Source organism: Lactobacillus kimbladii, assembly GCF_014323605.1.
GTDB lineage: Bacteria > Bacillota > Bacilli > Lactobacillales > Lactobacillaceae > Lactobacillus > Lactobacillus kimbladii_B.
Map to the genome: position 1 here is coordinate 66,884 of NZ_SCMB01000002.1, position 15,682 is coordinate 82,565.

General features: G+C 38.5%; 12 protein-coding genes. All 12 read right to left on the reverse strand.

Features of this window, described 5'->3' with window-relative positions; all coding sequences use genetic code 11:
• Positions 1-16 precede the first annotated feature (16 nt).
• The 12 genes from ERK18_RS03460 to ERK18_RS03515 are packed head-to-tail and all read right to left on the reverse strand — an operon-like array spanning position 17 to position 15,630.
• Entirely contained in the window at positions 17-247 is a 231-nt protein-coding gene (locus ERK18_RS03460) for a hypothetical protein (RefSeq protein WP_187154316.1), read from the reverse strand.
• 12 nt (positions 248-259) lie between these two features.
• The gene (locus tag ERK18_RS03465; protein WP_187154317.1) at positions 260-643 is read right to left on the reverse strand and encodes a hypothetical protein; all 384 of its coding nucleotides are present in this window, start codon (positions 641-643) and stop codon (positions 260-262) included.
• Positions 621-779 (reverse strand): XkdX family protein, encoded by a 159-nt coding sequence (locus tag ERK18_RS03470; RefSeq protein WP_187154318.1) that lies wholly within the window; start codon positions 777-779, stop codon positions 621-623. Before ERK18_RS03470 ends, ERK18_RS03465 begins: the two co-directional genes overlap by 23 nt.
• A complete protein-coding gene (locus tag ERK18_RS03475; protein ID WP_187154319.1) occupies positions 772-1,254 on the reverse strand; it encodes a hypothetical protein in 483 nt (160 codons plus the stop codon). The genes ERK18_RS03470 and ERK18_RS03475 overlap by 8 nt, the downstream gene beginning before the upstream one ends.
• 12 nt (positions 1,255-1,266) lie before the next feature.
• Positions 1,267-1,563 (reverse strand): hypothetical protein, encoded by a 297-nt coding sequence (locus ERK18_RS03480; RefSeq protein ID WP_187154320.1) that lies wholly within the window; start codon positions 1,561-1,563, stop codon positions 1,267-1,269.
• Between the two features lie 12 nt (positions 1,564-1,575).
• Complete coding sequence (locus ERK18_RS03485) at positions 1,576-3,219, reverse strand: hypothetical protein (protein WP_187154321.1); 1,644 nt, start codon at positions 3,217-3,219, stop codon at positions 1,576-1,578.
• Complete coding sequence (locus tag ERK18_RS03490; protein WP_187154322.1) at positions 3,185-3,379, reverse strand: hypothetical protein; 195 nt, start codon at positions 3,377-3,379, stop codon at positions 3,185-3,187. Before ERK18_RS03490 ends, ERK18_RS03485 begins: the two co-directional genes overlap by 35 nt.
• A 9-nt stretch (positions 3,380-3,388) precedes the next feature.
• Entirely contained in the window at positions 3,389-6,697 is a 3,309-nt protein-coding gene (locus ERK18_RS03495) for a phage tail spike protein (protein ID WP_187154323.1), read from the reverse strand.
• Positions 6,697-7,470 carry a phage tail protein gene (locus tag ERK18_RS03500; RefSeq protein WP_187154324.1) on the reverse strand — a complete coding sequence of 258 codons (774 nt, stop codon included), beginning with the start codon at positions 7,468-7,470 and terminating at the stop codon, positions 6,697-6,699. Before ERK18_RS03500 ends, ERK18_RS03495 begins: the two co-directional genes overlap by 1 nt.
• A complete protein-coding gene (locus ERK18_RS03505) occupies positions 7,457-15,037 on the reverse strand; it encodes a phage tail tape measure protein (RefSeq protein ID WP_187154325.1) in 7,581 nt (2,526 codons plus the stop codon). Before ERK18_RS03505 ends, ERK18_RS03500 begins: the two co-directional genes overlap by 14 nt.
• 4 nt (positions 15,038-15,041) lie before the next feature.
• Positions 15,042-15,224, reverse strand: a complete 183-nt coding sequence (locus ERK18_RS03510; protein WP_187154326.1) for a hypothetical protein — start codon at positions 15,222-15,224, stop codon at positions 15,042-15,044.
• Between the two features lie 28 nt (positions 15,225-15,252).
• Positions 15,253-15,630, reverse strand: coding sequence for a phage tail tube assembly chaperone (locus tag ERK18_RS03515; RefSeq protein WP_187154327.1), 378 nt, complete (start codon positions 15,628-15,630; stop codon positions 15,253-15,255).
• Positions 15,631-15,682: the final 52 nt, after the last annotated feature.

Genomic DNA, 15,682 nt, shown 5'->3' on the forward strand with positions numbered 1-15,682 from the left:
CAATAAAAAAAGAACACTATTTGGTGTTCTCTAACTTTTTCTTTAGTTTTTCGTATTTTTCTTCAATCTCTATGCGTCTTTTTCGCTCGTTTTCATAATCTTCTAAAAGATTATCTCGCTCTTGCTGGAGCGCTTTAAATTTATCTCCATAGTTTTCGTGGTGACTGGTATGAAGTGAAGCAAGTAGTGTAGTTACAGCTCCAATCAGGGCAGTTAATACAGTTATTGCGCTGACAAATATGTTCACCAAACCACCCCTTTAAATTTTCCAAGCTGCTCTAAGTATGAGGATAAAAATTGTTCCCTCGCTAATAACCGTATGTGCCATTTGCGTTTGACCGGCTAATTTAGCATGCCAGAGCTGGATAAACCATAACATACATATTACTGATCCACATAAGATTAAAAATATCTGTACCCAAGACTTATTTTTATTACCAGTAATTGCCATAATTAATAATCCCAAGCCTAGGACAGTGATAATAATATCTAATCGTTGATCATTCATGGCCTGAGTTAATTCAGGTGGCCAGAAAAAATACTTGCGATCAATCCAAAGTGAAATTCCGATCGCAACGACACCAATAGCAGCTGTAAACTGTTCAAAATTATTATCAATATTATGACAAAGTCGGCGCAACATAGTTATCACCCGTTATTTTTTGGTAATCTTTATCTGTTAACCAACCTAACTGCACAAAATAAGCCACATCAGCTTTACCATACATTTTAGCCTCATAAAACTGTGTGACTAGCGCTCTATAAATATCATTAAGCATTAGTAGTACCTCCATCCTGTTTGTTATCGGTAGTGGTTGGAGCCTTAGGACTAGTGGCACTGCCAATTAGTTTTAACATGTCCGCTTGTCCTTGAACAATAGTGTTAAGTTTATCCTTAATATCATCATTATCCTTAGTTACTTGTTCGTCAGTTTGCTTCAAAGTTTTGACAGCTTTTTCAACTTCATTTAAACGATAGCTATTATTAGTAGCATCCTGTTCAAACCATTGGTGAGTCCGCCAATCATATTTTGGGTTAGTAAATCCTGTTGGTTCACTAACAACAATTGGCCATACATCATGGTCATATTTTTTTGTTAACAACATAGGTTCACAATCGGCGCCATCTATGCCATCGCACGACTTGTAACCAACCTGCACCCACATGCTATCGTTATCAATACGTTTTTTTAAGTTATTTGCTACATCTTGCCAATTTTTATTTTCTGTAGTATTAGTTGTTTCGTCTGCCATAATTTTCTCCTTTTATAAAATACTTACATCACTATCTTTTACCCAAGTATCACGATGGGGATCTGTTGGTGAATAAGCCAACGGTACTATGAATAGATTATCTTTACATTTAGCTAAACAAATACATTCTTCGCCAACTTTAATTTCAGTTGCTGATTCTGAAACTACATAAATATTACCTTCACTATCTAAATGTCGATTTGTAAAAATGTTTTCCGAAATAATTTTTGCGTGGACCCCAAACCAGCTTTGATCAAATTGCTGACCTTTTAAAAATAAATGGTTAACTTCATTGTCATTGATTATCATTGCATCACTTCCTTATTTTGAGCCAACCAATACTTGTGGATTGCTTTCTGAATAGGTTTTGGCTTCGCTAATTGAGCTTGAATAGTGAAATGTTTCGCGAGCTTCAAGTGCTGTTATTTTGTTAAGGGCTAAATTAATGCTATTTTGCATTGTTGTTATTGGAAGATTATTAATTTTAGCGGTTAGCGTACTTTCTAAAGTTTCTGCATCAGCTTTAGTCTCATACTTTGACAAATCAGGATCAGGAACAGTTAGTTTAACCAGGCCATCATCATCTGGCTTAACTGAAGTTGCACCGTTAACGCTAATTTGCTTAACACGAGAATATATATCTTTTAGATTTATAAAAGTATAAGTATATGTCAGGCTACTACCTGTCTCGTAGGTAATTCTATGCCAAATTTCGTAATTACCAACATTAGGTTGAAAAGCAAATTGATGCCAATACGGTTTCCCAAGATATGACAATTCTCCAGCGATCTGTAAAAGATATGTTAGTTTACCAGCGACATATCCCTGGGGTGCCTTATAGGGCCCAAATGCTAAACCGTTTTTAGCAATATAAAAACCGGCCTTTGCTATTTTGTCAGGATCGACCGTATTGTCAATATCCACAGGGCTATTAATAGTATTAATATTAGCAATGACTTTGTTAAAATCTTCTTTTTTAACATATTGTGTAAAATCAACGTCTTTAATTTTACTAATTGCATTGTTGGCTGCATCTATTGCTTGTTGAATAGAATTCTGTGTTTCTTTATCATTTTTTAGCTCTTTCTGAAGCTTATCCAATTCGTCTTGAAAATCAGTAACAGTTGAATTTTTCCAGTTAACATAATCAGCCTGTATTTTATTAAATTTGTTTTGTAAATCTAAAGTTAAATCTAAAATTGCAGTCTGTTTATCGCTTTCAAGTTTAGCAAGGGCAGTATCAATAGCCTTCTTATTATCAGCTAATTGGGTATTAGCGTCTGTTTGAATTGCTTTCTTTTGTTTTTGATAATCCGAATTAATTTGATCAGTTTGTTTTTGCCAATCATTTTGCAAATCAGTTAAGTCTTGCTGTTCATTGCTTAATTCAGTTTTCCATTTAGCAATTAATTCATTAGCTGAATCAATGACTTTTTGAATATTATTATTACCATTATCAACAGCATCCTTGATTTGCTGATTAAATTTAGCTAATAACGCCGCATTATCGTCTTCTGTGCGCTGGATAATTGACTTATAGTGAGTTTCCAGAGCTGTAAGTGTGGACACATAGTTATCGTTATTAATATGGATAGTGGCGTCTTCAATGACGTCAATGTTAAAGCTCTTGGTTGTATCAATAACATCCCCTGACGGTGTGCTAATGCTAAACCATGCTTCGCCACTGGCCGCATAGACGGAATCCGCTAACTTATATCTGAACCGCCCAGCCGTATCGTTGAGTCGCTCGAAATTTTCCTTCGCACTGTCAACAACAATTTTTCCACCTACTTTATTTTCAGAAAAAGTGATTACTTTGTCTGTCAAATCGTAGCCAGAACTATCTGAGTCCGTGACGATAACTTCTAACGTTAAGCCTTTTTCGCCTTGACCTATTTTACGGACATGGTCGCTAACTGTACTTTCTGTCTTATTGGTTGGTAAGTTGATTACCGCTAGACTCATGCTTATGTACCTCCTTTCTTAGAGCCGTATTATCTTCTTGCAATTGAGAATTGCGTTTTTTTAATTCTATATTCTCAGCTTGTGCTTGTGCTAATTGAATATTTAAATTGCCGATTTGTACTGACATATTACTTGCCAGCTTACTTAATTGATTGTCCATTATGACTCCTTACATAAAGTCCCATTGAGAAGATTTGCCATTCCAATGTCTCCGCACCCAAGCTTGAATTGAGTAAATTCCCAAATCCTTTGTTTTTAAAAATCCACCATTAGCATCAAAAATATGACCATTACCGTCAAAAGATAATCCACTAATTAAACTCGTTCCCTCACTAGAAACACGACCATTAACTGTACCATCTCTTGCTAGCCAAAGTCCTTTACTATTGATAACGACCGCATCACTACCATTTGTAACAACTACTCCATAGGCTCCGGTAATTGATGAACTAATTGACGATGGTAAGCCATCATTTATTGCACCAACAGTTAAGGTAGTTCCACCAACATGTGTCACTAGAGAACCGTTAACTACTAAGTTTTCAGCATTTAGTGATCTAACAATTCCAGCATCAATTTCTTCAGCATTGATTTTTCCATCTGATCTAATAGCTGTTCTAGTGTTACCGTTTGGACTAAAAAAGCCCAAACCATGATTGTTGAATCTAAGTGATCCTTCGGAATTAACTGCTCTAATTTCAACAGGATTTTTATAAGTTTGATTTCCAGAAGCATCTACAAACTGTAAAACTGCAGAACCACCAGAAGCTATCCAAGCTTGTGCCTCTTGCATTTCAGCATTATACTGCTGTAAAGCTTGATCAAACTGATCAGCCTGTACTTCAAGTTTTCCAGTTCGATCACTAACTATACCGATTTGCTTACCAATCTCCAATTCTGCTTCTTCACGCTGCTTACCTTCAAGCTTTAACGCTTTGGCTACAGAATCTGTAAGGCCGTAGGCTTTTTTGATTTTTTGATTGGTTCGTTTAAATTTTTCGTTTGATTTATCTTCAATTGCTTGTTCCATTAGGTGCAGATAACTTTCCGGTGGCTGTCCCAGTTGTATCTGTTCATAATGGTGAGCTAAGCAATCATAAACTGTTCCGCAAACCTCAGCTGTTTCCTGTATATCGTAAGGTTGGAACCTAACATAAACACGATCGTACAAACTTAATTGTGTCCAGTCAGCATTAATGCCAGACATCTCGGCATAATCAACAGTAGTGGATACATCAACATGCCCATAACGATGTTCTTTTAAATAGTTATTGCCAAGTTGTGTTAATTGGTCGATATCCGCTTGTGTTGCAACAAAAGACCCATCAGGCTGTTGTCCTGATAGGTCTTGATCGTCATGTTTAAAATTGCTGCTTAAGTCAACTGTGTTAACCTTGTCAATATTAGGATCAATGCCAAAACCTTCTGCGTACAATGGTCCAACTTTAACAGTTACTTGTTTTTGCGATTCATCAACGCTGGCATCATAACTACTGCCATCATCTTCGCCATCACTATCTTCAGTATCATCAGGGGCGTGTAGAGTTGAATTAGTTAAATTATCCTCTGGTATCCAACCTGTGTGGCCCTTATAGGTAACTTCGACATAAGTTTTGCCATCGCCACCTTTGGCTTCATGGCCACCAATAGTAAAATCGCCATTAGCTGAACTAGCGCCTGAAGGTATCGACCAATTAGATGCATTTCTACTGTCAGGAGTATCATAAATCTCAACTTTAGAGTGGTCTTTCAGCTTTTGCTCTAGGATTTGATCCCAAGATTTAGGTTTAACACTACCGTCTTTGTGGTAGTCGATTGAGCCAGAAGCTATCCAGCCATATTTGGTGTGGTAATAAGTCTTACCACCTTGAACGATTGTTTTATCAATTTCAGCCATACCTGAATGTGCTTTAACTTTGACCTTCTTTTTCTTTTCTTCCCAATATGCCTTATTGGGAACCTTATGTCTATTTTTACCAGTACCTACCCAGCGATAAGGCTGTTTGCTGCTGCCGTGGGTATCAACTGTAGTGGTAGTCGGGATCATCTTATGGTTTTTAGCATCCCATTGGTATTTGATGGCACCATCTTTGATGTAACCGTAACCGTTGTTTGTGTAGGACTTATATGCTCCATCTTCTGTTAACGATAAATGTGGTCCGTAAAGCCATTGGTGGTCGCCTATGCGATACCATAAATCTCCATTTTGATTGCGTTCGACCATGTCATAGTGGACAATTGCACCGTTTTTATAGGTTTTTCCAGTTGGATAATGATCAGGACCAATTTCAGGGGAATAAAATACGCGAATTGAGCCACCAGGCTTATAGGCTACAACTGCTGTGCCTGATACGCTAACTCGTGAACCTGCACCGTCTTCGTCATAAACATTGCCAGCTTGAACAACACCATCGCCAGTAACCTTATTAACAAGGTAATCTCCGCTTTGATCAAAGTTAAGCCAGTTAGCGTCAATCCAGCCTCCACCTTTAATGGGATACCAGTCATCACCATTGACAGTATTAATTTGAAACTTGCCGTCTGGAGTAAAATCGCCGTCATGAACTGGGTTACCTAAGTTAATTTTGTTGCCATTTGTCAAAGTGTCAATTAATTTTTGGCCTTCAACTGGCGAATCATAAATGTTAACAGAACCACCAGCCATATAGACTGTGGCTACATTGGAATATTCTGTGTCCCAATTGTTCCAATCCGTATTATCTTCAGTCGCAATGGCTTGCCCAGGTTCATAAGTAACTACAAATACTGCACCAGTCCACATATTTTCAATGTTGCGTTCTTGAGAAAACGTTTTAATATTTTTCCCGTAATCAACAATTATGCCAGTGTCTGAGCCAGACTGCGTTGAATGGTGAATATCAAAATTATCAAATTCCAATTCTCCACCAAACAACCCTAATAATGACTGAACAGCAGCATCACCTTCCTGGTCAGGACTGATTAGGATAGTACCGGCTTGCTGGCCTTTATCAATATTAATGTTACTGACACTTAAGACATCACTATCAAAAGTGAAGCTTTTAGCAGGTTGCATTGTATTCAGCACTTGATTCATAAGATCCTGAGCAGAACCTGAAACAATTTGAATGGTATCAGAAACAGTAGCATCATTTAAGGTCGACGCTATATGGTTAGCATCTATAACTACCTGAGTACCTTCTTCTTGTGTATGGACGATTTTGAATAGCTGATGAACAAACTTGAAGTTAGTATCCGTTAATATATAAGTATTTTCTTTTAAACTGTTAACATGTAATCCATTTTTAGGATACATCATCTGCAGAGTTGGAAACTGATTATAGTTCCAAGATACTTTACAACTAGTTGCATCCCTTAAGGTTAGACCAGGAGTTGTAAAATCACTGTTAACGCTAGGATACCAATGTGGATAATCTAGCAGGTAATCATATTGTTCAAAATTTATCTCTGGTATTTTACCAATTGTAATTTTTGCCATTAAATTAACCGCCTCCATCTTGGCATATATTCGATTTGGGTAATTGTCCCTGCTTCTGCAGTAGCTGAAACATTATTATGACCTGGTGGCAATTCTGGTGGTAGTAAATTAGGAAAGTGAGTTTGATTGTTAAACAAAGTGCCACTGGCATCAGTAGTATCACCTGTATCGCCATTGAGCCAAAATTCGCCATTTAAATTGTCAAATTGATAGCTTAGATCATTAACAGTTAACATAAATGAGCCCTTTGTTACAAAATGCCAATTCGGTATGGCAATTCTAGATTCGGCATTATAAACATCACCATTTTTTGGCAAATCAATATAATTAATACCATCAACACGATATTCAAATGGCTCGCAGTAGAATGTTATTTGCCCAGTGCCTAAATTAGGTGTTTGTTGATCCCAACTAATTGTAGGTGGTGTCGTTACAATAGCGTTATAGGCATATTGCGGATCGATATCAAACTGTAAATATCTATACTGCCTTTGACCCTGCACTATAGGGCTTGCTAACCAGTCAATAAACTCACGCTCCCAGTCGAACTGCGTAACATCTAGCGGACGGTTAATAATGATATTGAATGTCTTAGTAACATTTTGATAAGAATTGTCGTCTTCAATAAAATCACCCGAGCGACCAGGTATATGTGTGGGATTAAGATCTGGTACTGCAAAGACAGGATCTGCAGGATATTGCACCATTATGCCTAGATCTGCCGAGTTTTTTCCCTGATAAATCAAACCTGAAAAATTACTAGTAGTTGCCACTTAATCCCCTCCTTTGTCTGACTTGATTAGAACGTTGGTTTTCTTTGAAAAATGGTTCAACAACTTGCCATAACGTACGTCCATCTGGTGTCGTTAAGGTGATATTTGCTGAACCATCTTTGTTTACTAATTGTTGCAGTAGTAATAATACTGCCTGTCTGAATTCGTGTTCTTCTTTCTTTTCTTTCTGATCAACTACAGGCTGCTGTGTATTAAAGCCAGTTTGGTTGGATAATATGCCAACTGCTTTGCCAATTAATTCCCAAGCACGGGTAGCTTTGGTTGGAACTAAAGGTATTGCCATTTCTGGACCTTTTTCGCCAAAGATTGCAGGCTTATCAGTAATTCCACCATTGGCAAACTTGATAGAAGGAGCTAATTGTTCAGCGCGAGCAATATGGCCAGCGTTATAGCCTCCACGTTCCCATTCAGCTGAGAATTTACCAGCAAGGGAAGCAACACTGCCTTTGCCCTCCAAAACTGACTTAAAAGTGGCTCTATCAGCTGGATCATCACCATGCAGGGCAAACTCTAATTGTGTTGCTGCATCTTGCCAACTTTTATGGTGCTTTTTAGCGTAAGCTTTTAAGGCAGTTTGACGACTGTCTAACCATTGACCCAAGCCACTTGCGCCACCATCTGGATTAACAGAACTTGGATCTAGAGTTGATTCAAGCGACCAATTACCTAAAATAGCTGTAATACCATTCTTGGTGGCGTGTGAATCGAGTTGCTTTAAAGCTTTGGCCAACACATTAGCACGCGTGCCAATATCACCAGTGATTTTGAATGAGCTGATAGTTTCACTAAGATGCTTTTTAATCCAGGCAATAGCCTTTGAACCAAGCTCTTTTTTCGCCAGTGCTAAAAGTTGTTTGGTTGGACCTTTATGCTTTTTGCTATTGGCGTTATGAAGTCCTTTTACCCGGTAGAAACCATAACCCATTGACTTATTGTCTGAGATACGAGATACACGTGCACTAGGTGTTGTCTCGTTGAACATTGTGTCCCGTTCAGGATCTTTAACAATACCAACGTGACCTGCTGCGCCGGCACCATGTCCAAAAATTACTAAGTCACCTGGTATCGTTTTAGCAATATCCTTGCCCAAATATTGGACACCTGCCGAGTTTTGCATTGCAACAGTTGTACGGCCAATGTCAAGACCGAAGTGTTTAAGTGCCTGTGAAACCATACCTGAGCAGTCACTGGCTGTTTTAGAAGCAGCACCCATAACATACTTAACACCTTTAAAAGTTTCTTCAGCGTAGCGTAAGAAGGCTTCTCGAGTGCCGCCTTTTCCGATACCATCTCCAATAGCATTTTCAATAACTGTCCAGATAGCCTGTGACCAGGGTTCACCATAATGAGTGCTTGAGCGCTTGCTCAAATTAGTAAAGTCTTTTTCGATGCCATGGCCTTTAGTATCAACGTTCTTTGTAAACATTGATTTAAAGGCCTGAGCGAAGTTTTTTAAACTCTTTTCAGCAAGCTTACGCAATGCACTGTGGCTGACGCCTGAACCTTTGGCAAAGTGTGGCAAACCTAAGCTATGTGCCAATTCTAGTGTTTGATCACCGTTAAGGACTTTATCGCCAGCTTGCAATTTAACAATCTGGTTGTCGTATTGTGGTAACAATACATCATTGCCACGGATAACAGCTTCTTGTTTTGGGCCATATTCGGCATCATTGACCATTGCTAAGGTATCGTGGGTTAAAGCACCATTGACAGTACCTCGTGCAAATTTAACTGGCTTAATGACCGCTGTATTTCCGCCAAATTGTGATAAGACTTTATTAATGCCCTTAATACCACGATTCAACTGGGAAATAGTGCCTTTCATATCAGTGCCGGCATAGCCAATCATCTTGTGCAAAGCGTTTTTAAAACCAGTAGCTGTGCTGGTGGCAAGCTTGACTACGCCATTGTGAATTTTCTTCATGGAAGCTTGAATTTTCTTTTCCATTGATTCAAATTCACTAGTGGCGCTCTTCTTCATGGACTTAATGTCCTTTTCGACATCTTTGACCATTTTATTGAATGTCTTAGAAAAGTCGCCTTTGCCTTTTAATGATTTGGTAGCTTTTTCGGCCTGTTTCGCAATCTCTTTGCCAAACTTATTCTTCTTAACTGCTTTTTCTAGCGAAGTAACACGCTTATGTGTGGTCGTGATACTCTTTTGCAGTTTCTTAAGATTAGACGTACCAGTTACTTTGACTTTGATCTTAGGCTTTTTGCCTTTGACCTTTTTAATAGCTTTAGTTAATTTTTTAACTGAAGCCTGACCACTAACTTTTGCGGTAACCTTTATAGTCTTAGATTTAAGCTTGCTCAAAGATTTGGCTAATGAACTAGTTGCTTTTGAATTAGTTTTTACTCTTGTGACAGCACTGCTAGTCCCCGTGCCTAAACTATAGCTAGAACTACTACTTCTACGTCTGGTAGTCGTTGTTTTGCGTCTGGTAGAAGTAGTCTTTTTCTTTTTGGCTTTCGGAGCTGTTGTCAGCTTTTTAAACAATGAATTACTGATCCATTGTGAGTGACCAATTCTATGGCTTGCGCCAGTTAACAATCCTTGATCAACTAATGTTTGACCAGCATGTTTCTTTGGCTTTTTAGCAGCCTTTTTGGAGGCAGAATACTTCTTGCTTAATTTATTGAATTCAGCAGTTAAATTTTTAGCACGATCTGCTTGCCCTTTTTTAAGAGCTTTAGAAATACGATCGCCAAGCTTATCCAGCTCTTTTTTCTGCGATTTAGCTCTAGCTTTGGCTTCAGCACGCTTTTTCTCAGCTGCTGAATCTTTTTTATCACGTCTCCTGTCTAATTTATCCCGATGATCTTTGGATTCCTGGTATCTGTGATCCCGTTTTTTGATTTCAGAATCAATTAATTTGATTAATTTGCTATTATCAGAACCAGCCTTAATGACACGCTTAGTACCATTAGCAAAGTGGTAGGCTTTGCCAAACATAGTGGCCATATCGTGAGCATTAATTACATCCTGCCATGGCATAAGCCTGCGTTTAACATTACGACCACTAACTACTTCAATAGTACCGTCAGGATTCAATACACCTTCACGATTGCCAGTTTCTGGGCTATCGTTACCATCGTTAAGGACAGCTGGTACGCCATAACGTTTATGCCAATCAGTCCCATTGGCAAAGTGGAATGCATCGGCAATATCTAAATTATCGGTAGCATTTTCAACAGCAGAGGTAATTTTAGCAATGCCCTTGTCTGCATAGTTAGGTATGTCAACTTCAAAAGTGTTTTTAAATACTTTTTCTAGGTATGATAGCCAAACATTGAAGTGTGAATTAAAGGTTTTAGCATTGCTTTCAAAATTATTAACTAGATCCTTAAAACCGCTATTTTGTTTGCTACGTGACTTTTTGAGTGAATTAGCAACCTTTTTCGGCAGGCCATTCCAAAGATTAGTCCAGTTTTTCTGGTACTGTTTTTTAAACTTACGCAGAGCACTCTCAGCACGTTTAAATTCTTTTTCAAGCTGTACAACAAAGTCATTCTTATCACGATTGGAGAAGGCTTTATCAGCTTTTTTAATCTGACTAGCAATTTGTTCACCAAACTTGTTTTTCTTGATCGTTTTGCTTAATTTTTTAATGCTTGAATCAAGCTGACTGATTGAACCTTTTTTACCTGATAGCTTGCTTAATGCTTTTACGAAACTGGAAATAGGTTTGATATGCTTGGCAATATTACTAATGTCCTTATTAACGTCATTAAGGGGCTTCCTGACCGACTTAATCTTATCGATCAAACCACTGCCCTTTTTGCCATTTAATGCCTTAGTAATCTTGTTTACATTTTTGGTAATTGCTTTAGTATCAGCCTTCAAAGTTTTATTAAACTTATCCAGACCTTTGGCCATGTTGGCAAATGGATTATTTTTCTTATTTGTAAACTGCTTGGTGACTTTGCCAATCTCTTTAAAATCTTTGGTGGTGTCATCTAGTTTTTTGTTTAAGTGATAGATTTTGGTATCAAGGTTATCAAATTGTTTAGCAACGTCTTTAACTTTGCTGTAAATACCATCTTTTTTACCGCCAAAGGCTTTATTCAGATCTTTTAAACCACTAACAATGCCTTTTTTGCTTTTATTTAAAGACTTTTCTAATTTAGGCAGGTCTTTAGTGAGAGCTTTAAACGCATCGACCTTAGCCATTGACTTGGCAAAGGTGGCTAAATATTTAAACGCATCCCCAATAGGCTTAATGTCTTTGCTTAGCTTTTTCCAAGTTCCCTCATGTTTAGAAAGGGCCTTGCTGACACTGTTTAATTCTTTTGATGGATCGTTCTTTTTAATCGTCTTTTTGACAGTGCCTAAGCTTTTAGCATATTCTTTTAAAGCCTTAGACATAGATTTGACGTTGCTAATGGACTTCTTTGATACGTCCATAGCAGAAGCCATAACCTTCTGGTCAGTAGCACTTAATTTAGACTTCTTAGGTTTTTTCTTTTTGGAGGCATTGTAATCGCTATTAAGCCAATTACCGATGCCTCCCCAAAAGTTATTCCAGCCTTTTTGAAGACCTTTAGCAGCTTTTTCCTGGTCTTTTTTACTTGTGCCTACATTATTCCAATAAGCGCCTAGTTGAGCCCACCAACTGCTAGAATTGGCGCCTTTGTGACCATTTGTAAAGCCACTGAACAAGTTCTGGGCATTTTTAACGAAACCATTCAAACCACTTTGTAATCCAGGAACAAAGCTTTTTTTCCAGTAATGAACAAAACCGTCTGCCTGGTGTCTTAAGCCAGCCCAAATTTTTGGAGTATAATCTGCAAATGCTTTGCCAAGAGAGGCTCCTAATGTTCCACCTGCTACAGTACCTATGCCTGGGACCACAGAACTAACAGCTGCACCTATTCCTGCTCCAATAGACATACCTGCTGCTTGTCCTTTAGCATGCTGTTGTTGTTTAGCTTTGTGAGAGCTTAAACCTCGAAAAATATCAATCGCATCAAATGCTGCTGTGGCTCCTAATGCTACTTTGCCAAAACCTTTAACCGTTATCGGTAAAAGCTTGCCAATTAAGCCTTTACCACTGGCTGCACCAACATCTTCTGCAGCTGTTGTTGCTGGATGAAATATACTCATCCATTTTGATTTGCCAAGAACTCGAGCATTACCTATTTTACCGACCAACTTGCGAGCCCAGCCAAGCCCTGAAACTGCACCTGCATCCTCAGCTGCTTTAGTTCCATATTTAAATAAGGCACTAAACTTAACTTTGCCTTTAGAATTTAGAATATTCTTAGAAACGCCAGAAACATACTTCTCTGCATCTTTTTTACCAGCGTTTTCTAGAACAGATTTTCCAAGCCCAAGTGATGAGGAACCACCATTTTCTGTTTTGTTTAAAACTTCTTGAGCAGCAATATTGTCCTTAATTAACTTCTTGGTAGCAATTAAAGCGGCGTTATACTGATCCTGATTCTTCTTTCCAACTAAGATTCCAGTGAACAAATCGGATAATGTACGTTTAACAGAAACAATACCTTTAAGTAGTTTCCAACCTGCAAAGGCTTCTAGTAAGTGTTTGCCAAGATTGGTAACTTTGGAAACGTTATTGCCTTTTCCAAGCCAGGTAATGAAATCAGCCACTTTATTGGCAACTTTTCCAATTCCAGCTGAAATTTCCTTTAATCCCTTGACCGTTTCAGGTTTATTAAAGGCTTTAACCAATGCTGTAGAAGCTTTAGATAAAGCTGGCATCATTGCACTACCAATGTCTATTCGTATTGCATCGACTGCTTCGTGGAACTGCTTCTCCTGGTTCTTAGTCGCCTTCATGTTCTTTTGAGCAAGTTTACCGACATAGTCGTTTTTGTAAGCACCAGCGACTTGTTTGTTAACTTCTCGAAGCTCTTTAGTATTTGTCGCTAAAATAGCAGCAGCATTCTGTCCGGTCGTTCCAAAAACATTATGAAAGAAATTAGAACGATCAGCCTTTGGCACAGCGTCTGCTATTTGCTTAAAAATAGTGGCAATAGGCTTTAGCTTGCCACTTTTATCTTTAAAATCGTTAACGGATAAGCCAAACTTTTTGAATGCTTCAGCACCACTTTTAGAAGGCGTTTGCAAACTAATTAAGATCTTACGCAGACCAGTACCAGCTTGTTGTGCTTCCAGACCTGAGTTAGAAAGCACACCCATTGCACTGGCCGTCTGTGTTAATGTGATACCCGCTGTCTTGGCAGAAGTACCAACATAGTTCATACCAATACCGAGTGACTTAAAGTCAGTGGCAGTCGCATCGGCAGCCATGGCTAACTTGTTAGCCACAATTCTGGTATTTTGCAGCATACCAGCTGTTGATTTGGTACGCATGCCGAAAGCTTCCAAAGTGGAAGTTGTAACTTGCATAGTATCGGCAAAGCTATCACCTGAAGCTTTAGACGCTTGCAGTATAGCCTTCATGGCGCCTAATGATTGACGGCCGGTATAACCACGCTTAATTAATTCCTGATAGCCGTTCGCAATGTTTTGTTGCGACTCTGCATATTGGATGGAGTATTTACGACCATCTTTCTGCATACCCGTTACTTCTTTAGTAACGTCTCTCAGTTTTTCGCCAGAAGTAACTAGTAGGTTAGTGTTTTCTGTGTATACTTTCTGCAGTGAACCTGCTTCTTTTGCACCATTAACTGCAAATACACCAAGTGAAGCTACAACAGCTGTGGCTCCCACAGCAGCCGTTTTTACCTTTGCTAAAGAAGACTTTAAAGCAGTGCTTAACTTGGAAGTACTCTGTCTAAGTCTAGTAATACCTTTATCTGCAACACTAATACCTGTTGGGTGAAACCTGTTAAACTCAGCACGGACCGCTTTCTGATTATTTTTTAAATCAGCAAGCGACTTTCCAGTCTTATTAACTCGGTTCTCTTGCTTTCTGTAAGCCTCGCTATTCTTACCTGACTCCTCAGCAACACGCTTTAGCTCAATTCTTTGCTTGGTTAATTGCTCATTTAGGTTAGTTAAAGAAGACTTATAGCTGCGCATCTGAACCTTGCTTGCCTGGAACTCATTGTGTTCAGCTTTTAGCCTAGCAACATAGTTTTTAGTGACTTCAGTTGTGCTTTTGTACTCTTTTTGTAAGGAGGCAAGCCCAGATTTGTAGTATTCTAAAGAGCTTTTAGCTTTGGTTTGCTGACTAGTTAAGGACGCTAAACGTGTTTCAGCACGTTGGATCTGACCTTCATTCTTAGCAATTTGTTCGCCATATTTGCCAAATTCTATTTTCCCGTCTTTGGTCGAACGGTCGACATTTTTTTGGGCTTCTACTAAGTGCTTTTGCTCTCTGGTAAGACCTGCAATATAGTCTTTTTGCTTATCAATAGATTTTTTCAAGCCATCATATTTAGCTTTAGCAATTTCCGCTGACTGACCTGAGGCTTTTAATTGAGCCACTTGAGCTTTTAAAGCCGTAGTTGAATTAGTTACCGCTTGGCGAAGTTCTTTCAACGTTCTAACTGGCTGGCTACCGTCTAGAGTAATATCGGTTTCCATACCTCCAACAGGAATTTTACCTGACATCTGGTTACCTCCTTCCTTGTTTGTCTAAATCTGCTGCAAAATCCCACAATGACTTAGGTCTGTCATCACGTGGACGAGCATTCATTATTTCTATTAATCTTGAGAAATCAGTGTTTTCCGCATCCTCAGGAGACATATGGCCAAAGACTAATAATTGTTGGATTGTGTAATCATAATCTTCGATCATTTGATCATATTCACTGACTGGATTCTGATCACTTAGTGTCTGTGCTTTTGCTAGAATCTAGTCCCAAAACTTTTGCTATTACTTCATTGGCAAGATCTACCACGTCCTTAAAATCGGAATCTTCCAATTTTTGTGTTTGTTCATCTGATAAATTTAAAATTGGCTGTAAAAATTTTGAATATGTATCAATTAACTTAATCTGAGCATCATAAAGGTCGATCAAGGTTTGGCTATCCAGTTCTTCGTCTTTTTTGAGAGCATCAACTTTTTTATTAAAAGCATCGAAACTTTCGTTTTCTTTTGCTAAATCACGCTGTGCCACAAGACACATACGCATATTCTTGCCACTAGTTGGTACCTCAAAGGTTGTTAAATGTAATTTCTTACCGTTAATCTTTACTGACATTGTTATTAATCCTTTCGAAAGAAAAAGAACGGCTGTCATACCGTTCTTTAAT